Source organism: Xanthomonas sp. F14, from assembly GCF_014199865.1.
Genome location: NZ_JACHOM010000001.1, coordinates 1,498,627 through 1,520,975 on the forward strand (window position 1 = coordinate 1,498,627; position 22,349 = coordinate 1,520,975).

The 22,349-nt window shown below is 67.0% G+C and carries 20 protein-coding genes; 10 read left to right on the forward strand and 10 right to left on the reverse strand.

Annotated features, from left to right (window positions below; translation table 11 throughout):
* Window positions 1-33: 33 nt before the first annotated feature.
* Complete coding sequence (epmB, locus tag GGR73_RS06510; RefSeq protein WP_184456092.1) at window positions 34-1,062, forward strand: EF-P beta-lysylation protein EpmB; 1,029 nt, start codon at window positions 34-36, stop codon at window positions 1,060-1,062.
* A 96-nt stretch (window positions 1,063-1,158) separates the two neighbouring features.
* On the opposite strand, the gene GGR73_RS06515 is transcribed toward epmB, so the two are convergent.
* Genes GGR73_RS06515 through GGR73_RS06525 form a run of 3 tightly spaced genes read right to left on the reverse strand, consistent with a single transcriptional unit; the run spans window position 1,159 to window position 5,021 of the window.
* Complete coding sequence (locus GGR73_RS06515) at window positions 1,159-3,276, reverse strand: putative bifunctional diguanylate cyclase/phosphodiesterase (protein WP_024940418.1); 2,118 nt, start codon at window positions 3,274-3,276, stop codon at window positions 1,159-1,161.
* The gene (locus tag GGR73_RS06520) at window positions 3,273-4,202 is read right to left on the reverse strand and encodes a phosphate/phosphite/phosphonate ABC transporter substrate-binding protein (RefSeq protein WP_184456093.1); all 930 of its coding nucleotides are present in this window, start codon (window positions 4,200-4,202) and stop codon (window positions 3,273-3,275) included. The genes GGR73_RS06515 and GGR73_RS06520 overlap by 4 nt, the downstream gene beginning before the upstream one ends.
* 51 nt (window positions 4,203-4,253) lie before the next feature.
* Window positions 4,254-5,021, reverse strand: a complete 768-nt coding sequence (locus GGR73_RS06525) for an RNA methyltransferase (RefSeq protein WP_126966073.1) — start codon at window positions 5,019-5,021, stop codon at window positions 4,254-4,256.
* Window positions 5,022-5,137: 116 nt separating this feature from the next.
* Between GGR73_RS06525 and GGR73_RS06530 the strand changes: the two genes are divergently transcribed.
* The gene (locus GGR73_RS06530; protein WP_039521909.1) at window positions 5,138-5,971 is read left to right on the forward strand and encodes an inositol monophosphatase family protein; all 834 of its coding nucleotides are present in this window, start codon (window positions 5,138-5,140) and stop codon (window positions 5,969-5,971) included.
* Between the two features lie 672 nt (window positions 5,972-6,643).
* Here the strand turns inward: GGR73_RS06530 and GGR73_RS06535 are convergent.
* On the reverse strand, window positions 6,644-7,255 hold the full coding sequence (locus GGR73_RS06535; protein WP_016904847.1) for a superoxide dismutase: 612 nt from the start codon (window positions 7,253-7,255) through the stop codon (window positions 6,644-6,646).
* A gap of 257 nt (window positions 7,256-7,512) precedes the next feature.
* Between GGR73_RS06535 and GGR73_RS06540 the strand changes: the two genes are divergently transcribed.
* Window positions 7,513-7,962, forward strand: coding sequence for a ribonuclease domain-containing protein (locus GGR73_RS06540; protein WP_016904848.1), 450 nt, complete (start codon window positions 7,513-7,515; stop codon window positions 7,960-7,962).
* Complete coding sequence (locus tag GGR73_RS06545; protein ID WP_024940420.1) at window positions 7,959-8,384, forward strand: barstar family protein; 426 nt, start codon at window positions 7,959-7,961, stop codon at window positions 8,382-8,384. Before GGR73_RS06540 ends, GGR73_RS06545 begins: the two co-directional genes overlap by 4 nt.
* A 208-nt stretch (window positions 8,385-8,592) precedes the next feature.
* On the opposite strand, the gene GGR73_RS06550 is transcribed toward GGR73_RS06545, so the two are convergent.
* Window positions 8,593-10,485 carry an ATP-binding cassette domain-containing protein gene (locus GGR73_RS06550; RefSeq protein WP_184456095.1) on the reverse strand — a complete coding sequence of 631 codons (1,893 nt, stop codon included), beginning with the start codon at window positions 10,483-10,485 and terminating at the stop codon, window positions 8,593-8,595.
* A 109-nt stretch (window positions 10,486-10,594) separates the two neighbouring features.
* Between GGR73_RS06550 and dbpA the strand changes: the two genes are divergently transcribed.
* Entirely contained in the window at window positions 10,595-11,971 is a 1,377-nt protein-coding gene (dbpA, locus tag GGR73_RS06555) for an ATP-dependent RNA helicase DbpA (RefSeq protein ID WP_184456097.1), read from the forward strand.
* 146 nt (window positions 11,972-12,117) lie between these two features.
* On the opposite strand, the gene GGR73_RS06560 is transcribed toward dbpA, so the two are convergent.
* Both GGR73_RS06560 and GGR73_RS06565 read right to left on the reverse strand, forming a co-directional pair.
* Window positions 12,118-12,678 (reverse strand): adenine phosphoribosyltransferase, encoded by a 561-nt coding sequence (locus GGR73_RS06560; protein ID WP_024939306.1) that lies wholly within the window; start codon window positions 12,676-12,678, stop codon window positions 12,118-12,120.
* Window positions 12,679-12,772: 94 nt separating this feature from the next.
* Window positions 12,773-14,329 carry a protein adenylyltransferase SelO gene (locus GGR73_RS06565; protein ID WP_184456100.1) on the reverse strand — a complete coding sequence of 519 codons (1,557 nt, stop codon included), beginning with the start codon at window positions 14,327-14,329 and terminating at the stop codon, window positions 12,773-12,775.
* A gap of 169 nt (window positions 14,330-14,498) precedes the next feature.
* Here GGR73_RS06565 and GGR73_RS06570 point away from each other — a divergent pair, with 169 nt between their 5' ends.
* The gene (locus GGR73_RS06570) at window positions 14,499-15,374 is read left to right on the forward strand and encodes an alpha/beta hydrolase (RefSeq protein ID WP_184456102.1); all 876 of its coding nucleotides are present in this window, start codon (window positions 14,499-14,501) and stop codon (window positions 15,372-15,374) included.
* A gap of 106 nt (window positions 15,375-15,480) precedes the next feature.
* On the opposite strand, the gene GGR73_RS06575 is transcribed toward GGR73_RS06570, so the two are convergent.
* Both GGR73_RS06575 and GGR73_RS06580 read right to left on the reverse strand, forming a co-directional pair.
* Complete coding sequence (locus tag GGR73_RS06575) at window positions 15,481-16,179, reverse strand: glutathione S-transferase (protein WP_024939303.1); 699 nt, start codon at window positions 16,177-16,179, stop codon at window positions 15,481-15,483.
* Between the two features lie 175 nt (window positions 16,180-16,354).
* Window positions 16,355-16,564: a cold-shock protein gene (locus GGR73_RS06580; RefSeq protein ID WP_006451993.1), complete on the reverse strand. Its 210-nt coding sequence runs from the start codon at window positions 16,562-16,564 to the stop codon at window positions 16,355-16,357.
* A 267-nt stretch (window positions 16,565-16,831) separates the two neighbouring features.
* On the opposite strand from GGR73_RS06580, the gene GGR73_RS06585 reads away from it, so the two are divergent.
* From GGR73_RS06585 to GGR73_RS06600, 4 genes are all read left to right on the forward strand, one after another.
* Window positions 16,832-17,311, forward strand: coding sequence for a YaiI/YqxD family protein (locus tag GGR73_RS06585; protein ID WP_104542165.1), 480 nt, complete (start codon window positions 16,832-16,834; stop codon window positions 17,309-17,311).
* A 62-nt stretch (window positions 17,312-17,373) separates the two neighbouring features.
* A complete protein-coding gene (locus tag GGR73_RS06590; protein ID WP_184456104.1) occupies window positions 17,374-17,922 on the forward strand; it encodes a YaeQ family protein in 549 nt (182 codons plus the stop codon).
* The gene (locus tag GGR73_RS06595; RefSeq protein ID WP_184456106.1) at window positions 17,919-19,100 is read left to right on the forward strand and encodes a BaiN/RdsA family NAD(P)/FAD-dependent oxidoreductase; all 1,182 of its coding nucleotides are present in this window, start codon (window positions 17,919-17,921) and stop codon (window positions 19,098-19,100) included. The genes GGR73_RS06590 and GGR73_RS06595 overlap by 4 nt, the downstream gene beginning before the upstream one ends.
* A gap of 118 nt (window positions 19,101-19,218) precedes the next feature.
* Window positions 19,219-21,288, forward strand: a complete 2,070-nt coding sequence (locus GGR73_RS06600) for a GGDEF/EAL domain-containing response regulator (protein ID WP_046343058.1) — start codon at window positions 19,219-19,221, stop codon at window positions 21,286-21,288.
* Between the two features lie 104 nt (window positions 21,289-21,392).
* Here GGR73_RS06600 and htpX read toward each other — a convergent pair whose 3' ends face one another.
* Window positions 21,393-22,271, reverse strand: coding sequence for a protease HtpX (gene htpX / locus GGR73_RS06605; protein WP_039516150.1), 879 nt, complete (start codon window positions 22,269-22,271; stop codon window positions 21,393-21,395).
* Window positions 22,272-22,349 lie beyond the last annotated feature (78 nt).

Genomic DNA, 22,349 nt, shown 5'->3' on the forward strand with positions numbered 1-22,349 from the left:
CGCAACCGGCGGGCATTGGTTTTGTGACCGCACATGATACCCGCAGCCCCCCTCGCCTTGCAGCCATCTCCGCCGCCCACCCTGCAACCGCCGCGCTGGCAGCAGCAGTGGCGCGACGCCGTGCGCGACCCGCGCGCGCTGCTGGCGCTGCTGGGCCTGGAGGCGCAGGCGGCCGGGATCAGCGACGCGGCCGCCGCGCAGTTCCCGCTGCGGGTGCCGCAGGCATTCGTGGCGCGCATGCGCCGTGGCGACCTGCACGACCCGCTGCTGCGCCAGGTGCTGCCGCTGGACGATGAAATGCGGCCGGTGCCCGGCTTCGGCCTGGATGCGGTCGGCGATGGCGCCGCCAAGACCGCCGAAGGGGTGATCCAGAAATACCGCGGCCGCGCGCTGCTGATCGCCACCGGCAGCTGCGCGGTGCACTGCCGCTACTGCTTCCGCCGCCACTTCCCGTATGCCGAGGAAACCGCCGCGCGCGACGGATGGCGCGACGCGGTCGCCACGATCGCGGCCGACCCCGGCATCGACGAAGTGCTGCTGTCCGGCGGCGACCCACTGTCGCTGGCCACCGGCAAGCTGGCCGAACTCACCGATGCGCTGGCTGCCATCGGCCACATCAAGCGCCTGCGCATCCACAGCCGGCTGCCGATCGTGCTGCCCGAGCGTGTCGACGCGCCGCTGCTGGCCTGGCTGCGCAGCCTGCCGTGGCCGGTGGCCTTCGTGGTGCATGCCAACCATGCCAACGAATTCGATACCGCCGTGGACGATGCCATGCGCGCCCTGCGCGAGGCCGGCGCGCAGTTGCTCAACCAGGCCGTGCTGCTGCGCGGCGTCAACGACAGCGTGGACGCGCTGGCGGCCCTGAGCGAACGCAGCTTCGCCGCCGGCGTGCTGCCGTATTACCTGCATCAGCTCGACCGGGTGGCCGGCGTGGCGCATTTCGAAGTGGACGATGCGCGCGCGCGCGCCCTGCACACCGAGCTGGCCGCGCGCCTGTCCGGCTACCTGGTGCCGCGCCTGGTGCGCGAAATTCCCGGCGACACCGGCAAACGGCCGCTGTAACCACCAGCTCGAACACACCGGATCGTAGGAGCGCACCCGGGCGCGACGAAGCACGACCGGTAACGCCCGTCGCGCCCGGGTGCGCTCCTACGCTGATCAGCCCGCGGCGATCAGCTTGACCATGTCGGCCGGGCTCAGCGGGCGGCTGAACCAGTAGCCCTGGCCCAGGTCGCAGCCACGCTCGCGCAGCAGGTTGAACTGCGCTTCCTGCTCGATCCCCTCGGCCACCACCGTGATGCCCAGCGAATGTGCCATGCCGATGATGGCTGTGGTCAGCGCCAGATCGTCCGGGTCGCGCTGCAGGTCGGCGATGAAACTCTTGTCGATCTTGACCCCGTCCACCGGCACCTGGCGCAGATGGCTCAAGCCGGAGAAACCGGTGCCGAAGTCGTCCAGCCACACCTTCACGCCGGTACGGTGCAATTGATCGAGCAGGCTGGCGGCCATCATTTCGTCGCCGATCACCGCCGTTTCGGTCAGCTCCAGGTGCAAGCGCGCGGCCGGCAGGCCGGACTCGGCCAGGCACTCGGCCACGGTGTCGATCAGGTCGCCACTGCGCAGTTGACGCGGCGAGACGTTGACCGAGATGAACAAGCCCTCGCCCACCACCGGCCATTGCGCCGCTTCCAGGCAGGCCGCGCGCAGCACCTTGGGGCCGATCACCTCGATCAGGCCGCTCTGCTCGGCGATGTCGATAAAGGTGGACGGCGCAATCGTGCCCAGCGCCGGGTGCTGCCAGCGCAACAGCACTTCCACCCCCACCAACACCCGGTCGCTGGTGCGGTAGATCGGCTGATAGACCAGCCGCAGCTCGTCGCGCTCCCAGGCCCCGCGCAGCTCGTGCTCCATGTGCACGCGCCGCTCCACCGCATGATCGGCGGCACGGCTGTAGAAGCGATGGCAGTTCTTGCCGGCGACCTTGGCCTGGTACATCGCGATGTCGCCGTTCTTCAGCAACGCGGTGGCATTGCTGGCATCGTCCGGGAACAGCGTGATGCCGATCGAGGTGCCCAGGAACACCTCCCGGCCCTGCACGTTCAAGGGGCGGCTCAATTCGTGCACCAGCCGGTCCGCCAGCTGGGCGGCAAGCAGGCTGACATCGCCGTTCTGCAGCAGGATCACGAACTCGTCGCCGCCAAAGCGCGCCAGGATCGCGTCGTCGCCGCCCAACGCACCGACCGCGCGGCTGATGCGGCTGGCGAACTGCAGCAGCGCTTCGTCGCCGGCTTCGTGGCCCAGCGTGTCGTTGACGCGCTTGAAGTCGTCGATATCGGCGAACAGCAGCGCCAGCTTGCTGTCGGTGCTGCGGGCGGTGTTGAGCAGATGGTCCAGGCCCTCGCGGAACCCCAGCCGGTTGGTCAGCCCGGTCAGCGCGTCGGTGTAGGCCATGTGGCGCACCTCGCGATCGTGCCGGGCGATGCTCTCGCTCATGCGGCCGAAGGCGGAAATCAACTCGCCGATCTCGTCGTTGCGCGGATGCGGCGGCAGCTGCACCGCATAGTCGCCACGCTCGATCTGGCGCGCGGCCGCCGCCAGCAGCCGCACCGGTGCCACCAGGGTGCGCTGCACGTAGATGGCCAACAGCACCCCCAGCGCCACCAGCGCGGCCAGCAGCACCAGCAGCCAGCCCAGATCGCGTTTGCCGATCGCGTTGAGGTTCTGCACCAGGGTCAGGTTGGCGCCGGATTCGACCCTGCGCACCCGCTCGCGCGACATGCCCACCCGCACCCCGCCGATGCGCTGGTCGCCGATCTTGATCGGCATCGTCACGTCCAGCACTTCCGGCGAGGACTGCGACAGCATGGCGCGCGCGGTCACCGCCCTGGCCGCGAGCGGGTCGGTCATGGGCTGGCCGTAATGCTGCAGATCGGGCGAGCCATCGTGCACCAGCCGGCCGCGTCGATCGAACACCAGCACGTAGCTCACCACCTGCTGCCGCGAGGCGTTGCGCACCAGCGCACCCACTGTGCCTAGGTCGGAGTAGTACAGCGGATTGGCCAGGCCGTTCGCCAGTTCGGTGGCCAGGGTCTCGCCACGCGTGCGCAGGCTGCGATCGAACAGCTCGTGCAGGATCTGCGCGCTGAGCCCGCGCACCTCGCGTTGCATCGCGCTCTGGCGCTGCAGCAGCGACGCCAGGATCGCACCGACCAGCAGCAGCGTCAGCGCCATCACCAATAGGAAGCGTGCCTGCAACCCGAAGCGCACCTGAGTCATTCCACTTGGTCCCTGACACGGTGCAAGCCGGCGCTCAGCGTATCCAGGCGCCGGCGGCTGGCAGCATCCAGCGGGTGGAAGGCGGTGGTGCCGAAGAAGCGTTTCAGGGCCGGCCCGGCCTTGGGGTCGGAGGCCGCCTGCAGCAGCACCACGCGCAGCCGCCGTTCCACCGCCGGATCCATGCCGGTGCGCACCATCTCCACCGCGCGCGGCACCGGCGCACTGCGATGGACGATACGGAAATCACGCTTGAACACCTGCGGCAGGTGGCGTTCGTCATCCCAGTCGGCGTTGCTGAAGGCGCCCGCATCGATCAGGTGCTGATGCACGAAGGCGGAGATATTCAGTTTCGACCCGACCATCAGGTAACCCACCGAGCCCGGTACCTGGCTGTCGTCCGGCGACAGCAGCACATCGCAGGCGATGCCGTTGCGCACCAGCTCCAGCATCGGCAGCAGGTAGCCGCTGGTGGAGGAGGCGTTCTGCAACGCCAGGGTGTGCCCGCGCAACTGCTTGAGCGACTGGATCGGGCTGTCGCGGCGGACGAAGAACACCGTGTGGAACTCGCGCAGGCCGCCGCGCTCGGTCATCACCAGCGGGTGCGCACTGCCGCGCTGTTCCAGCAGCATTGCCGCACCGGTGGTTTCGCTGACCCAGTCGACGCGGCCACGCCGCAGGTAACTGGACATCTGCCGCGCATCCGGCGCCATCAGGATTTCGCCACGGCGGATCCCGACCTCGCGCATGCGCGGCACCACGTAATCCAGCAGGGGCTTGAGTTGCGCGTAATGGGTGGCGGGATCGTCGCTGATCCGTCCAAGCACCAATACCGGGGAAGGCGCCGCTGTCGCCGTCGCGGCCAAGCCTGCCCCGGCCAACAGCCCGCAGGCAATCAGACACCATCGTAGACCGCGCAAAACGGACACTCCCCTAGAGCCGCCGACAGCCTAGCCGAATCTTTCCAGATGTGACAGACGTCAGCTTCCGTTGCGCTTTGCCAGCATGGCCATGCGCTGCGCATCGGACAGAATGCCGCGCAGCAGACGCACTTCCTGCTCGCTCATGTCCGCGCGCAACAGCAGCCGCCGCAGCTTGCGCATCGCCGACTCCGGCGCCCGCCCCTTGTGGAAGTCGATCTCGTCCAGGGTCTGGCCCAACTGGCCGAACATGCCTTCCAGCTGGGCATGGCTGGCCGGGCCCTCGCGCAGCGCGCCGGCCGCCGCGGCGGGCGCAACCTCCGCTTCGCCAGCCGCCAGCTGCGCCAGCCGCACCTCGTACGCCACGACCTGTACCGCCGCCGCCAGGTTGAGCGAGCTGAACGCCGGATCGGAGGGGATATGCAGCGCCGCATGGCAGAGCTGCAGTTCGTCGTTGGTCAGGCCGGTGCGCTCGCGACCGAACACGATCGCCACCTCGGCCGGTTCGCCAGCCTTGGCCCAGGCACGGCGCGCGCCCTCGTCCGGCGGCAGCTCTTCCAGCGCGACCCGGCGCGCACGCGCGGTGCAGCCGATCACCAGGGTGCAATCGGCCACCGCCTCGGCCAGGGTGGCGAAGATCGGCGCCTCGCCGAGCACGTCCTCGGCACCGGCCGAACGCCGATAGGCGTCTTCGTCGAGCGCACGCTCCGGCGCCACCAGCACCAGGCGCGACACGCCCATCGTCTTCATCGCGCGCGCGGCGGCGCCGATGTTGCCTGGATGCTGGGTGCCGACAAGAACGAAACGGATGCGCTGGCTGACGGACATGAACGGAGATTGGGGAGCGATTCGGTCGTAGATGGTAAACTGCGCGGCCGGCTTTGGTGCCGGACCGCTCTTTTACCTTCGCCATTTTCGATTCTGCCTTCACGGGAGCTTTAACCATGCAGAAACCCGCCGTCACCGTCATGGTCAAAGCCGCCCGCCTCGCCGGCAATGTGCTGTTGCGCGGTATCAACAAGCTCGATGCGCTCAACGTGGTGCAGAAAGGCCGCATGGACTACGCCAGCGAAGTCGATGCCGATGCCGAGAAGGTCATCATCAAGGAACTCAAGCGCGGCTACCCCGAGTACGCCGTGTTCGGCGAAGAAGGCGGCGTGCAAGGTGGCAAGAGTGGCCGCTACACCTGGGTCATCGACCCGCTGGACGGCACCAGCAACTATCTGCGCGGCTTCCCGCATTACTGCGTGTCGATCGCGCTGGTGGAAAACGGCGAGCCCACCGACGCGGTGATCTTCGACCCGCTGCGCAACGAGCTGTTCACCGCCAGCCGCGGCGCCGGCGCGGTGCTCAACGACCGCCGCATCCGCATCGCCGAACGCAAGGACCTGGAAGGCGCGATGGTCCACACCGGCTTCCCGCCGCGCGAGCGCGCACGCACCAGTGCGCAGCTGAAGTGCGTCGATGCGTTGCTGGTGCAGGCAGAGGATGTGCGTCGTACCGGTTCTGCCGCGCTGGACCTGGCCTACGTGGCCTGCGGCCGCGCCGATGCGTATTTCGAGGCCGGCGTCAAAGCGTGGGACATCGCGGCCGGCGTGCTGCTGGTGCGCGAAGCCGGTGGTCGCGTCTGCGACTACAAGGGTGCCACCCCGCCGCGCATGGACAACATGGGACCGGAAACGCAGCAAATCGTGGCCGGCAACATCAAGATCAGCGACGCGCTGCAGAAGGTCATCGTCAACACCGGCTACGCCCGCGAGTTCGACGCCAAGTTCTGATCGCTGCCCGAGCGCAAGTTCTGACCGACGCCCGCACACCGTAGGAGCGCGCCCGAGCGCGACGGGGCTTTCCCAGCAAAGCCCTCGCGACCAGGGTCGCTCCTACAACAGCGCTCAGCAAAACACACAAGGCCGGGATCGCTCCCGGCCTTGTGCGTTTCAGCGCGACGCCAAGCCATTCGGCGCCACACATCGTAGGAGCGCGCCAGAGCGCGACGGGGCTTTCCCGGCAAAGCCCTCGCGACCAGGGTCGCTCCTACGACAGCGCGCAACAAAACGCACAAGGCCGGGATCGCTCCCGGCCTTGTGTGTTCCAGCGCGATGCAAAGCCCATCAGCCCCGCACAACGTAGGAGCGCGCCCGAGCGCGACGGGGCTTTCCCAGCAAAGCCCCTCGCGACCAGGGTCGCTCCTACGACAGCGCGCAGTAAAACGCACAAGGCCGGGATCGCTCCCGGCCTTGTGCGTTTCAGCTCGACGCCAAGCCCATAGGCGCCGCACACCGTAGGAGCGCGCCAGAGCGCGACGGGGCTTTCCCACCAAAGCCCCTCGCGACCAGGGTCGCTCCTACAACAGCGCGCAACAAAACGCACAAGGCCGGGATCGCTCCCGGCCCTGTGTGTTGGGTGCCGCTGTCGCAGCGCTACTTGGAACCTAGCGCTGATGCACGACTTCAGGCGATCGCAGCGTGGTAGCGGCGCTCGACTTCTTCCCAGTTCACCGCGTTGTAGAACGCGCCGATGTATTCCGGACGACGGTTCTGGTACTTCAGGTAGTACGCGTGTTCCCACACGTCCAGACCCAGGATCGGGGTGTTGCCTTCGAACAGCGGGCTGTCCTGGTTGGCGGTGCTTTCCACCACCAGCTTCTTGTCCGGGGTCACGCTCAACCAGGCCCAGCCCGAGCCGAAACGGCTGACGGCGGCCTTGGTGAAGGCTTCCTTGAACTTCTCGAAACCACCGATGTCCTTGTCGATCGCCTTGGCGACCTCGCCCTTGGGCTCACCGCCGCCATTGGGCGACAGCACGGTCCAGAACAGCGAATGGTTGGCGTGGCCACCACCGTTGTTGCGCACCGGGCCCTGCAGGTTTTCCGGCAGGCTCTTCAGCTTGGACACCAGCTCTTCCACCGGCAGGTCGGCGTACTCGGTCCCTTCCAGCGCCGCGTTGACGTTGTTGATATAGGTCTGGTGATGCTTGGTGTGATGGATTTCCATCGTCTGCGCATCGATGTTGGGTTCCAGCGCGTCGTAGGCGTAGGGCAACTGCGGGAGGGTGTAAGCCATGCGTGTCTCCTGGACTTGCCGCCCGGCGAAGACCGGGCGTTGCGGGGTAGATGGTAAGGACGGCGGCGGCGCTTACCAAGGGTATTGGCAGGGAAACTTCATCCCATCGCATGCCGCGTCGTGTTCGCTGCATACCTTGCACCATGCCCCGGTTACTCGGGCGTGAACCGTCCCGCCGCCCGGCGCGTTCAAAGTCGACACAGTCGCGCAGCGGCATACTTGCCCTGCCGTCCCAACACCCTGTTTCCGGAACCGTCATGCGCAAGCCCGCTTTGCTGATCGTCGCCATCGTGCTGCTCGTCGCCGGGTTATGGGGCATGCGCGCGATGCAGACACCCAAGCCGCACTTCGCGCCGCAACTCAGCGCGCCGATCGCCGCCGCAGCACCGGTCGAACGCTCACCGCAGCAGCAAGCGTTGCCGGGATTTCTGCCGACCGAGGCCATGGCCACGATCGTGCTGATCCAGCGCGGCGGGCCATTCCCGCATCCGCAGGACGGCAGCGTGTTCGGCAATCGTGAGCAGCGCCTGCCCGAGCGTCCGCGCGGCTACTACCACGAATACACCGTGGAAACCCCAGGCAGTCCCGATCGCGGTGCGCGCCGCATCGTCACCGGCGGTACGCCACCGCAGGCGTGGTATTACAGCGACGATCATTACCAGAGTTTCAGATCGTTCCAGGGCCCGGCTCCGGAGCAGGCGCCATGAGCGCAGGCGACTTCGCACTGGACCTGTCCGACCCGCAGCAATCGGGCGTCTACCAAGCCGAGACCGACGATCTGGACACCATGGCCGCGCTTGCCCGCGATGCCGGCCTGCACATCCTGCGCGTGGACCTGGCCAGCTGCAGCGACAAGCACAGGCTGCTGATGCGTCTGGCCACCCAACTGGACTTCCCTGCCGGCTTCGGCCGCAACTGGGACGCGCTCTCCGATGCCTTGCGCGATCTGGCATGGCTGCCGGCGTCGCATGGCTATGCGCTGCTGATCGACGGCGCCGATGCGCTGGCCCGCACTGCGCCGAACGACCGCGACACCTTGCTGGACATCCTCGACGAAGCGGCTACCGCCTGGGCCGCGCGCGGGCTCACGTTTGCGGCATTCGTGGCGCCTGCGAGCGCCTGCGACTAGGCGCTGCCTGCAAGACGCATCCCGCACTCGCCGGACACAGCACGATCAACACGGCGTGGTGGTGGTCGGTGATCACCGGTGCGTGTCCAGCGCGTGTTTCACGCAACGCGCTGCCCCACGGCTGCCACCCCTGTAGTGGGAGGCGTGGTGCCAGTTATCGCTCCACACATCCACAAGGCCGGCACGCAGTCGGGCACCGGCCCGACCATCAACTATCCAGTTCGCTCCAGCGCGCGAACGCCGCATCCAGCCGAGCCTGCGCATCGCCCAATGCGGCCGTATGCGCGGTCATCGCCGCACTGTCGCGCTGGTAGAAGGCCGGGTCGTTCATCGCCTCGGTCAATGCCGCGACCTGTTGCTCCAGGGTTTCGATCAAGGCCGGCAATTGCTCCAGCTCACGCGCGTCCTTGTAGCTGAGCTTGCGCCTGGGCGCGGCATCGGCCGGCAGCGCAGCCGCCACCGGCGTGGTTGCCGCCGCCGTCGCCGATGCCTTGGCAACCGCCATCGCATTGGGCGCCGGGGTGCGACGCTGACGCAGCGAATCGCTGTACCCGCCGACGTAATCGCCGATCAGGCCCTCGCCCTCCATCACCAGGGTGGAGGTCACCACGTTGTCGAGGAAGTCGCGGTCATGGCTGACCAGCAACAAGGTGCCGGTGTACTCGCCCAGCAGCTCTTCCAGCAGCTCCAGCGTTTCCACGTCCAGATCGTTGGTCGGTTCGTCCATCACCAGCAGGTTGGACGGCTGCGCGAACAGGCGGGCCAGCAGCAGCCGATTGCGCTCGCCGCCGGACAGCCGGGTGATCGGCGCACGTGCGCGCTCGGGGGTGAACAAAAAGTCCTGCAGATACGCATGCACATGCTTGCGCTTGCCGTTGATCTCGATGAAGTCACGGCCTTCGGCCACGTTCTCGATCGCGCTCCAGTCCTCGCGCAGCGTGGAACGGTACTGATCGAAGTAGGCGATCTGCAGATTGGTGCCGATGCGGATCTCGCCCTGCTGCGCCTGCAGATCGCCCAGCAGCAACTTCAGCAAGGTGGTCTTGCCGCTGCCGTTGGGGCCGATCAGCCCGATGCGGTCGCCGCGCTGGATGATGGTCGAAAAATCCTTGACCATCGTGCGCGCGCCGAATGCGAAACCGACTTCCTTGGCCTCGATCACCTTCTTGCCGGAGGACTCGCCCTGCGAGACTTCCATGCGCACGTTGCCGGTCAGGTCGCGGCGCTGCACGCGCTCGTTGCGCATCGATTCCAGACGCCGTACGCGGCCTTCGTCGCGGGTACGCCGCGCCTTGATGCCCTGACGGATCCAGATTTCTTCCTGCGCCAGCATCTTGTCGAAGCGCGCGTTTTCCTGCGCCTGCGCATTGAGCCGCTCTTCGCGGCGACGCTCGTAATTGGCCCAGTCGCCCGGCCAGCTGGTGACCTGACCACGATCGATCTCGACGATGCGAGTGGCCAACGCACGCAGGAAGCGCCGGTCATGGGTGACGAACAACACGCTGCCGTTCCAGTTCTTCAGGAACGACTCCAGCCAGTCGATGGCTTCGATGTCAAGGTGGTTGGTTGGCTCGTCCAGCAGCAGCACATCCGGCGAGGACACCAGCGAGCGCGCCAGCAGCACGCGCCGCTTCATGCCGCCGGACAACCGCGCAAACTCCGCATCGCCGTCCAGTTCCAGCTTGGTCAGCGTCTCGCTGACGCGCTGATCCAGCGCCCAGCCGTCGGCCGCGTCGATCTTGGCCTGCACCTTGCCGAACGCGTCGGCATCGAACACCTCGGCATGGCTGAGTTGATGGAACTCGGCCAGCCAATGACCCAGCTCGCCCAGGCCGTCGGCCACCACATCGAACACGCTGCCGCCGGTACCCTGCGGCACTTCCTGCTCCAGCCGCGCGATGCGCACGCCCTGTTGCACGCGCACTTCGCCGTCGTCGGGCTTGAGCTCGCCGGCAATCAGTTTCATCAAGGTCGATTTGCCGGCGCCGTTGCGGCCGATCAGGGCGATACGCTCGCCCGGCTCGATCGTGAGGTCGGTTTTTTCCAGCAACAAGGGGCCGCCGACGCTGTAGTCGACGCTTTGCAGAGTGATTAAAGGCATGGCGTAATTGTACGGGATTGGTGATTGGGGATTCGGGATTGGCACAAGCGCACGCTGCCGCGGTGACGAATCCCGAATCCCTACTCCCCAATCCCGGCTAAAATGCGCCATGAACGAATTCTCCGCGCTGCCGCTGTCGCCGGCCCTGGCCCCCGGCATCGACGCCCTTGGCTACACCGTCCTCACTCCCATCCAGGCGCAGAGCCTGCCGCCGATCCTGCAAGGGCTGGACGTCATCGCCCAGGCGCCGACCGGCAGCGGCAAGACCGCCGCCTTCGGGCTGGGCCTGCTGCAGAAGCTCGACCCGGCGCTGACCCGCGCGCAGGCGCTGGTGCTGTGCCCCACCCGCGAACTGGCCGATCAGGTCGGCAAGCAGTTGCGCAAGCTGGCCACCGGCATCCCCAACATGAAGCTGGTGGTGCTCACCGGCGGCATGCCGCTCGGCCCGCAGCTGGCCTCGCTGGAAGCGCATGACCCGCAAGTGGTGGTCGGCACGCCCGGCCGCATCCAGGAACTGGCCCGCAAGCGCGCCCTGCATCTGGGCGGCGTGCGCACGCTGGTGCTGGACGAGGCCGACCGCATGCTCGACATGGGCTTTGAAGAACCCATCCGCGAGATCGCCAGCCGCTGTGACAAGCACCGCCAGAGCCTGCTGTTCTCGGCCACCTTCCCGGACATCATCCGCACACTGGCGCGCGAGATCCTCAAGGACCCGGTCGAAATCACCGTCGAAGGCGCCGACAACGCGCCGGAAATCGACCAGCAGTTCTTCGAGGTCGACCCGACCTACCGGCAGAAGGCCGTCGCCGGCCTGCTGCTGCGCTTCAATCCCGAATCCAGCGTGGTGTTCTGCAATACCCGCAAGGAAGTGGACGAGGTGGCCGTCTCGCTGCAGGAGTTCGGCTTTTCCGCGCTCGCCCTGCACGGCGACATGGAGCAGCGCGACCGCGACGAAGTACTGGTGCGCTTCGTCAACCGCAGCTGCAACGTGCTGGTGGCCAGCGATGTAGCTGCACGCGGGCTCGACGTGGAAGACCTGTCGGCAGTGGTCAATTACGAGCTGCCCACCGATACCGAAACCTACCGCCACCGCATCGGCCGCACCGCGCGCGCCGGCAAGCGTGGATTGGCGCTCAGCCTGGTGGCCTCGCGCGAGACCGGCCGCGCGCAGGCGCTGGAAGCCGAACAGGGCCAGCCACTGAAGTGGTCGCGCGCGCCCCTGGCCACCGCCCGCCCGGCGCAGCTGCCGCAGGCGGCCATGACCACGCTACGCATCGACGGCGGCAAGACCGACAAGCTGCGTGCCGGCGACATCCTCGGCGCACTGACCGGCGAAGCGGGACTGTCGGGCGCGGCGATCGGCAAGATCGCGATCTACCCCACCCGCTCCTATGTCGCCATCGCCCGTGCGCAGGTCGCCAAGGCGCTGGCGCATCTGCATGCGGGCAAGATCAAGGGACGCCGGTTCCGGGTCAGCAAGCTGTAATCAACGCGCGGCAGCGAGCCTGCCGACCAACCGATCGGGCGGCGGCGATAGCGCCTGCCGCATGCTCCACAGGGATGCGCACGCTTGCGCATTCCCGTTTTCAGAAAGCCCGATCGGCGAGCTGCTCGATCGGCAAGACGCCTGGGTCAGTAGCTCAAGGTAGCCAGCAACGGCACGTCATTGGCCCACTTCTCGCGGCCCTGCAGCGCCAGCAACTCGACCAGCACCGCCGCGCCGACCACTTCCAGTTCCAGCTGTGCAGCCAGACTCAGGGCCGCGCGCAGCGTACCGCCGGTGGCAAGCACATCGTCGACGATCAACACGCGCGCGCCGCGTGGCAACGCGTCTTCGTGCATTTCGATGCGGTCGGTACCGTATTCCAGCGCATATTCCTGGACCAGCGTACGCCCAGGCAGTTTGCCGGGCTTGCGCACCGGCACAAAGCCGGTGCGCAGTTCGCGCGCCAGCGCCGAGCCCAGGATGAAACCGCGCGCCTCAATGCCCAGCACCGCATCCAGCGGCGTGGTGCGCCAGGGCTGCGCCATTTCATCCAGCGCCGAGGCAAAGTCCGGGCCATCCGACAGCAGCGGCGTAATGTCCTTGAAGACGATGCCCGGCTTGGGAAAATCGGCGATGTCGCGGATCCGTTCGGACCATTGATTGGGTCCGGAAGAATTGGTGCCGGCGCAGCGGGTGCAGTCAGTCATGGTGGTGGTGGCGTCTAGGCCGGTGGGGACCACCCTATTCTAGGCTGCGCGCGCTCAGGACGCCGCGTTTACGACATACCTGCATCTGAGCGCGTCAGGAACTGCAGGACAGCATCGAGCAGCCGGCGCGGTCGCGCGCCCAGTCCGGCCGCCGTGCGGCAAACGCCTCGCGGCCCGGCTGCTCGTCGTATGGGTGACGCATGACCTCCAGCAACTCCTGCACGCCGGATGGATCGCCCTGCTCGGCCAGGTCGATCGCCTGCTGCGCCAGATAATTGCGCAGCACGTAACGCGGGTTGGCCAGACGCATGCGTTCGCGCCGCGCCTCCGGCGACAGCGTGTCCTGCTGCAGCCGCTCAGCGTAGCGCTGCAGCCATTCCTGCAGCTGCGCGGCATGCGCGAGCCGCTTGTCCTGGTCATAGAACGCCTCACGCAACAGCTCAGGATCGGGATGCTCCGGCGCAAATGCGATCAGGCCACGGAAGGTCAGCGTCATGTCCATTTCCGCGTTGTGCATCAGCGCGCGCAGCGCATCGATCAGCTGTAGATCCTCGTCGCGGCAGTCGGCCAGACCCAACTTGGCGGCAGTGTCGCGGCGGTCGCAGGCCAGGTAGGTATCGCGGAAGCGGTCCAGCCCCAGCTGCAACTGCGGCTGGTCGGCGAACAGCGGCGCCAGCGCCTGTGCCAGGCGCCCCAGGTTCCAATACGCGACCTGGGGCTGGGTGCCAAAGCGGTAGCGACGGCCCTGCGCATCGGTGGTGTTCGGCGTCCAGTCCGGGTCGTAGTCGTCGACCCATCCGTAGGGGCCGTAATCGATGGTCAGCCCCAGGATCGACATGTTGTCGGTGTTCATCACCCCATGCACGAAGCCCACCCGCATCCAGTGCGCCACCATCACCGCGGTGCGCTCGCAGACCTGCGCGAACCAGGCTGCGTACAGCGCCTCGCCAGCATCTTCCAGCTGCGGGAAGTCGCGCGCGATGGTGAAGTCCACCCATTGCCGCAGCAGCGCCAGATCGCCGCGCGCACCGGGCAGCTCGAAGTTGCCGAAGCGGATGAACGAGGGCGCCACCCGGCACACGATCGCGCCCGGCTCGCGCTGCGGCCGGCCGTCGTAGAACATGTCGCGCACCACCGCATCGCCGGTGGTGACCAGGCTCAGCGCGCGCGTGGTCGGCACGCCCAGGTGATGCATCGCTTCGCTGCACAGGAATTCGCGGATCGACGAGCGCAGTACTGCCCGGCCATCGGCACCGCGCGAATAAGGTGTCGGGCCGGCACCCTTGAGCTGCAACTCGTAGCGACCGCCATCGACCCCGATTGCCTCGCCCAGCGAGATCGCCCGGCCATCGCCCAACTGGCCGGCCCAATGTCCGAACTGGTGCCCGCCATAATTGACCGCCCACGGCTGCATGCCCGGGTACAGCGCATTGCCGGCGAATACCTCGGCAAAGTGCGCGCTGCCGATCTCGGCCTCATACAGCCCCAGCCGTTGGGCGACATCGGCCGAATACGCCAGCAGGCGCGGCGCGGCCACCGGCGTCGGCATCACCGTCGACCATGCGGCGCGTACCTCGCGGCGGCGTGGACCTTGTTCGGAATCACCGGGCAGCTGCTGGCGCAGGCGGTTGTCAAACTGCAGAGTCGTCATGCGTGCCAGCGTAGGCCAACGACAGTGAACTTCGCATGGGCAACCACGCATCCGGCGTTGCGCACGTACCGTATCTTCGAGCAGCTGGCCGTCGGCAAACGGGCTCGTCCTGCACACGTTGGCGACAGCCTTAGCGTTATTCCTCCCCGCCCCTCACATGACATCGCCCATGCCCTCGCGCACTTTCCGCTGGTTTCGCCCCGCCCTGCTGCTGCTCGGCTCGCTGACACTGACCGCCTGCAGCAGCGTGTTCTTTGGCGGCATCAACGCCGCCTCCAGCCGAGACGGCATTGTCGAGCACCGCGACCAGGTGTTCGATCCGGCGCATGGTCTGGCCCTGGACGTCTACCAGCCGCGCGGCGCGGTGGATGCACCGGTGGTGGTGTTCTTCTATGGCGGCACCTGGAAGCACGGAACGCGCGCCAACTATCGCTGGGTCGGACGCGCGCTCGCGCGCCAGGGCGTGGTGGCAATGGTGGCCGACTACCGCAAGTATCCGCAGGTCGGCCTGCAGGGCTTCATGTCCGACGCTGCCGGCGCCACCGCCTGGAGCTATCGGCATGCGCACGACTACGGTGGCGACCCGACGCGCCTGGCGGTGATGGGCCACTCTGCAGGCGCGCATATGGCCGCGCTGCTGGGTACCGACGCACGCTGGCTGCAGGTGCAAGGCCTGCAACCCCGGCAACTGTGCGGGGTGGTGGGTCTGGCCGGGCCCTACGACTTCCTGCCGCTGACCGATCCGGAGCTGATCGAGATCTTCGGCAAGGCACCGGCCGCACAGCAACAATCGCAGCCGGTGCACTACGTCGGCGGCGACGAACCGCCAATGCTGCTGCTGCACGGCGATGCCGATCGCGTGGTCGAGCTGCAGAACAGCACCTCGTTGCAGCACGCCCTGCAACGCAAGGGCGGCACGGCCGAGTTGAAGGTCTACCCGGGCATGGGCCATCTCGGCATCGTGCTGGCGCTGCGCAAACCGCCCGAGCGCTCGCCCGTGCTGCGCGACACGCTGCAGTTCCTGCGGCAATGTCGGGCGCCTTGATTGGGCGAAACGGGATTGGGGAGTCGGGATTGGGGATTCGCCAAACCCTGGCAGGACACCGTCAAGGCACGGTGACCTGTAGCTTCCCTGGGCGCATACCGCAACGTCACTCGGCGGGCTTGCGCCCCATCAGCTCGAACGGGCCGCCCTTCTTCAGCGCGGCCTGGTACGCCGGACGCGCTTCGATGCGCGCGAGAAACGCGCGCAGGCGCGGATAGCTCTCCAGCCCGCCGCCACGTGCAGCGGCGGCCTGTACCGGGAAGCTCATCTGGATGTCGGCTGCGGTGAAGCGCTCACCGGCAAACCATTCGCTTGCCTGTAGCGACTGCTCCATCCAGTCCAGATGCAGCTTGAGCTGCGGACCGACAAAGCCGGACATCGCCTTGTCCACGATGGCACGTGCGATCGGCTTGGCGAAGAACGGCATCGGCGCACTGCGAATCCGCCCGAAGATCAGTGTCATCAGCAACGGCGGCATTGCCGAGCCTTCGGCGTAATGCATCCAGTAACGGAACTTCAGGCGCTCCGGCGACTCCAGCGGACGCGGTGGTGGCGACAGCGCGCATTCGGTGTCGTAGCGTTCGGTCAGGAACTCCAGGATCGCGCCGGACTCGGCCACGGTCAGCTCGCCGTCGACAACCACCGGCGACTTGCCGAGCGGGTGGATGGCACGCAATGCCGCCGGCGCCAGCATGGTCTTGGGGTCGCGCTCATGCCGCACGATCTGGTACGGCAGCGCCAGTTCCTCCAGCAGCCACAGCACGCGCTGGGAACGGGAATTATTGAGATGGTGGACAGTGATCATGGAAGAGGCTGCACGCGGAAAACGCACATGCTACCGATTGGCGTGTCGTCGCTGCGCTCACCTGGGCGGGTCGAATCGCCCGCACTCTCTATTGCACTGATCAAACCGCGCCCAATAAAAAACGCCGGTCGCTTGCGCAACCGGCGTTTTTGGCAACCTTACGGTTGCAGACGGATTAGACCGCCTGCACCTGGTCAGCCTGCATGCCCTTCTGGCCCTGCACGGCGACGAAGGTCACCTTCTGGCCTTCCTGCAGCGACTTGAAGCCGGTGCCCTGGATGGCACGGAAGTGCACGAACAGGTCCGGGCCGCTTTCCGGGGTGATGAAGCCGAAGCCCTTGGCATCGTTGAACCACTTCACGGTACCGCTCTGACGATCTGACATTTACAAACTCCTGAACTATAGATGGATAAATCGCAGCGTCCGAAAAGCCGGAGCTGAGACTGAGTTGCAGGCGTTGGTAAAGCGGAACGATGAAGCGAGATCTGTAACGATCCGGCTGCATCAGGCCACGATTCACGGTGACCCTTGCAAACACAGTGCGTGCACAGTACTCGCGTTCCCAGCAAAAAGCGACACCTTGCGTCAAATTTTTTACTGTCAGGCCGAATCCGACCACCTGTCAGGCCCCTTCCCTCTCGATTTCAGCACATGAATACGCCTCCCTTGCCGTCCCGCCCGCATATCTGGGTCGATGCCGATGCCTGCCCCGCAGTCATCCGCGACATCCTTTTCCGCGCCGCCGCACGTACCGGCACGGCGGTGACGCTGGTCGCCAATCATTTCCTGCCCACCCCTCGCCTGGCCCACGTGCGAGCGCTGCAGGTGCCTGGAGGCGCGGACGCGGCCGACGATGCCATTGCCGCACGGGTGGCCGCAGGCGACCTGGTCGTCACCCAGGACATTCCGCTGGCCGCTCGGGTACTGGAGGCGGGAGCGGCCGCCGTCAGCCCGCGTGGCGAACCGTTTACCCGCGACAGCATCAACGAGCGCCTGTCGGTCCGCGGCTTTCTGGAGCAACTGCGCGGTGCCGGCGTGGTCACCGGTGGACCGGCGGCCCTGCACCCGCGCGACCGCCAGGCATTTGCCGCCCAGCTGGACCGTTGGCTGGCCGAGATGGCGCGGCGCTGACCGCAACACGCCGGCATTGCAACGGGGGCGTATCATAAGTGCCCTTTGCAACCGGCATCCTGATGGCCCTTACCGCCACCGTCCGCAGGGCGGAACTCCAGATCAGCGACATGGACCGTGGCTACTACGCCAACCATGCGTTGACCCTGGCCCAGCACCCCTCCGAAACCGACGAGCGCCTGATGGTGCGGCTGCTGGCGTTCGCGCTGTTTGCCGACGACCGTCTGGAATTCGGTCGCGGCCTCAGCAACGAGGACGAACCCGACCTGTGGCGGCGCGACTACACCGGCGACCCGGACCTGTGGATCGACCTTGGCCAGCCGGACGAAAGCCGGGTGCGCAAGGCCTGCAATCGGTCGCGCGAGGCGGTGGTGATCGGCTATGGCGGCCAGGCCACCGAAACCTGGTGGAAGAAGCAGGCCAACGCGCTTAGCCGCCAGCGCAACCTGCGCGTGATCGAGCTGGACTCGCAGGCCACCGAGGCGCTGGGCGCGCTGATCCAGCGCGGTATGCGCTTCGACGTGATCATCCAGGACGGCGAGGTGCAGATGCTGGCCGACCACGGCAGCGTCACCCTGACCCCGATGGTGCGGCAAGCCCCCACCGAATGAGCACGCGTTGCGATGTGCTGGTCATCGGTGCCGGCGCGGCCGGACTGATGAGCGCCTTCACCGCGGGCCGGCGCGGCCGCCAGGTGCTGGTGATCGACCATGCCAACAAGGTCGGCAAGAAGATCCTGATGTCCGGTGGCGGCCGCTGCAACTTCACCAATACCGGCACCACGCCGGGCAACTTCCTCTCGGCCAACCGCCACTTCTGCAAGTCCGCCCTCGCCCGCTACAGCCCGCTGGATTTCGTGGAGATGGTCGAGCGCCACGGCATTGCCTATCACGAGAAAGAGCTGGGCCAGCTGTTCTGCGACATCTCGTCCAAGCAGATCGTGCGCATGCTGCTGGACGAGTGCGAGGCGGCGGGCGTGCAGGTGCGTACCGACTGCAAGGTGCAATCGGTGCAGCGCGGCAGCGACGGCTTCAGCGTGGAGACCAGCCAGGGACGCGTGCAGGCGCAGTCGCTGATCGTGGCAACCGGCGGGCTGTCGATTCCGAGCATGGGCGCCAGCGGCTTCGGCTACACGCTGGCCCAGCAGTTCGGCCACACCCTGTTGCCGACGCGTGCCGGGCTGGTGCCGCTGACCCTGAGCGGCAAGCACCAGGAACGGCTGCAGGACCTGTCCGGGCTGGCGCTACCGGTCCAGGCGCAGTGCAACGGGGTCAGCTTCCGCAACTTCATGCTGGTCACCCACCGCGGCGTCAGCGGCCCGGCCATCCTGCAGATCTCCTCGTACTGGCAGCCCGGCGACGACCTGCGCCTGGACCTGCTGCCCGGCCAGGATGCCGCGGCCTGGCTGCGCGACCAGAAAAATCAGCGCGGCGCCACCGAACTGCGCAACGTGCTGGCCGACGTGCTGCCGCGGCGGTTCGCCCAGCGCCTGTGCGAAGTGTGGTTGCCGGACAAGCCGGTCCGCCAGCTCGACCCACCGCAGTTGCAGGCCGCAGCCGACCTGCTGGCCGGCTTCCCGCTGATCGCCAGTGGAACCGAGGGCTATCGCACCGCTGAAGTAACGCTGGGAGGTGTCGATACCAACCAGGTCTCCAGTGCGAGCATGGAGTCGCGCCTGGTGGCCGGCCTGTACTTCGTCGGCGAGGTGCTTGATGTGACCGGCTGGTTGGGCGGCTACAACTTTCAGTGGGCATGGGCATCCGGCCATGCCGCCGGAAGCGTCGCCTGAGGTCGGCTTCGACACATGGAAACGTGGCCTGAGTCTCACCCCGGATGCGGCCGTGTCCACAGACATGGACGCAGCCGAGTTCCTTCGTGTATTAAAGCCCGTCGCTAGGGAAACGCGCATGCAAAAAGGCAAAGATCTCACCCTCCGCCTGATGATCGTCGACGACAGTGTCGAAAGCGCGGAGGCGATCGTGACCGCGCTGCGCAACGGCGGCATCGCAGTGCGTCCGTCGCGGCCGCAGACACCGGAAGAGCTCGCCAGCATGCTGTCGGGACAGATCGACCTGGCCCTGCACGGGCAGGCGCTGCAGATCCCGATGAGCGCGTTGCGGCAGCAGATCGCCGGCAGCGGCAAGGATATTCCGATCATCCTGCTGGCCGAGCGGATCGAGGAAAACGCGCTGGTCGAGGCCGCAGCGCATGGCATTCGCGCCATCGCGCTGCGTCATCGCCCCGAACACCTGCTGTCGCTGGTGCGCTCGGAATGGGCTGACCTGCAGGCACGCCGTGGCCTGCGCCGCATCGAGGCACAGATGCGCGAGACCGAGCGGCGCTGCGACGCCCTGATCGCCTCCTCGCGCGACCCGATCGCCTACGTGCACGAAGGCATGCACATCCGCGCCAACGAGGCGTATCTGGACATGTTCGGCTTCGAGTCGTTCGACGATGTCGAAGGTGTGTCGCTGCTGGACATGATTGCCGCCCAGTACGTCGACGATTTCAAGCAGCTGCTCAAGGCCATGTCCAAGGGTGAGCCGCCGCCGGCGCAGTACAAGGTCGACGCGCGCCGGCTCGAAGGCGACACCTTCCCGGCGACGATGGAGTTCGCCACCGCGACCTACGAAGGCGAGCCGTGCATCCAGGTGGTGTTCCGCCGTCGCGAGGAATTCGACCCGGAGCTGGCGCGCGAGGTCGAGGACCTGCGCCAGCGCGACCAGGTCACCGGCCTGCTCAACCGCCCCACCTTCATGGTGGCGCTGGAACAGGCGGTGGCGCGCGCCGGCCGCAGCGAAGGCCAGTCCGGCTTCCTGTTGATCGAGCCCGACCACTATGCGCGCCTGCTGCCCGAGATCGGCCTGGATTCGGCCGATGCGCTGATCGCCGCACTGGCCGCGCACGTGGCCAGCGTGAGCGATGACAGCGTGGTCGCCGCACGTTTCGGCGAGCACAGCTTTGCGTTGTTGATGGACGGCAATTACGCGCGCACGCATGCACTGGCGGAGCTGGTACGCGACGCCTTTGCGCAGCACGTCTTCAGCATCGGCGCGCGTTCGGCCACGGTGACGGTGAGCATCGGCGGCGTGCAGATCGGCGAGAAGATCGCCAGCATCGGCCAGGTGCTCAACCGCGGCACCGAGGCAGTGCGCACCACCGCCGAGCTCGGCGGCAATGCGGTCAGCATCTACGACCCGGCAGCAGCCGACCGGGCTGAAGAGGAACGCATCGAGCGCTGGGTGCAGCAACTGCGCGAGGCGCTGGTCGGCGACGGCTTCCTGCTGCATTACCAGCCGGTGCTCAACCTGCAGGGCGAGCCGCTGGAGCTGTACCAGGCCTTCCTGCGGCTGGAGCGCAACGGCGAGATGATGTCGCCGAACGCCTTCATGGCGATCGCCGAAGAACACGATCTGATCACCGAGATCGACCGCTGGGTGGTGGCACGCGCGATCCGCCAGCTCGGCGAGCGGCAACGTGCGGGACACAGGACGCACCTGCTGGTACGCATCGGGCCCAACTCGTTCTCCGATCCGCAGATGATCGACATCATCCGCGAGCAGCTGGCCGTGTACGGCGTGCCGGGCGAACGGCTGTGGCTGCAGACGCCGGAATCGAAGGTGTTCACCCATCTGCGCAATGCCCAGCAGTTCCTGGCGGCGGTGTCGGCGATGGGCTGCAAGGTCGGGTTGGAACAGTTCGGCTCGGGCCTGGACTCGTTCCAGCTGCTGGCGCATTTCCAGCCGGCCTTCCTCAAGCTCGATCGCGGCATCACCGGCGAGGTGGCCTCGGCGCGCGAAAGCCAGGAGAAGATCCGCGAGATCACCTCGCGCGCGCAGCCGGCCGGCATCCTCACCGTGGCCGAGTTCGTGGCCGATGCGCAGTCGATGAGCACCTTCTTCAGCGCCGGGGTGGACTATGTGCAAGGCGATTTCGTCGCCCCGACCGGGCCGTTGATGAACTACGAGTTCGGCTGAGACCTGCAGCCGTAGCGCATCACTGCCGCCGCGCTCCAGCCAACAAAAAACCCGCAGGACGCGGGTTTTTTGTTGGGCGGCACGCATCGGTTGGCGCTACCGTCTTACATCGCCGCACCGTTGGCGGCGCGCAGCGCGGCGATACGCTCGGACAGCGGCGGGTGGCTCAGGAACAGCCGGCGCAACCCATCGCCACCACCGCCGGAAATGCCGAACGCCTGCACCTGCGAAGGCAGGCTATTCTGGCCATGGTTGAGCGACAGGCGCTCCAATGCGGCGATCATCTTGCCGCGGCCCGCCAGTTGCGCGCCACCGGCATCGGCGCGGAATTCGCGGCGCCGCGAGAACCACATCGCGATCATCGTCGCGAACAGGCCGAACACCATCTCCAGCACGAACACGATGATGTAGTAGGCAAAGCCGCGGCCACCGTCGCGGTTGCCCGACATGGCGCTGTCGATGACGCCGCCGACCACGCGCGCCAGCACGATCACGAAGGTATTGAGCACGCCCTGCAGCAAGGCCATGGTGACCATGTCGCCATTGGCGACATGCGCGATTTCATGGCCCAGCACCGCCTCGGCCTCGTCCTGGCTCATGTTCTGCAGCAGCCCGGTGGACACCGCCACCAGCGCGTTGTTGCGGTTGGCGCCGGTGGCGAAGGCATTGATCTCCGGGCCGTCGTAGACCGCCACTTCCGGCATGCCGATGCCGGCCGCCTCGGCCTGGCGCCGCACCGTCGCCAGCAGCCAGCGCTCGGTTGGCGTGCGCGGCTCGCTGATCACCTGCGCGCCGGTGCTGCGCTTGGCCATGAACTTGGACAGCAGCAACGAGATGAACGAGCCGCCGAACCCGAACACGGCCGCCATCACCAGCAGGCCGCTCATCTGCGCGGGATTGACGCCCAGCACGGACATCACGATGCCGGCCAGCATCAGCACCGCAAAATTAGTCAGCAGGAACAGGAAAATGCGGTTGAACATGGTGCGACGACTCCACGCGAGCAGGATGGACTGCAGCGGATCTGCGGTCGTCAGCGCTTGAAATCAAGCGATCACCTG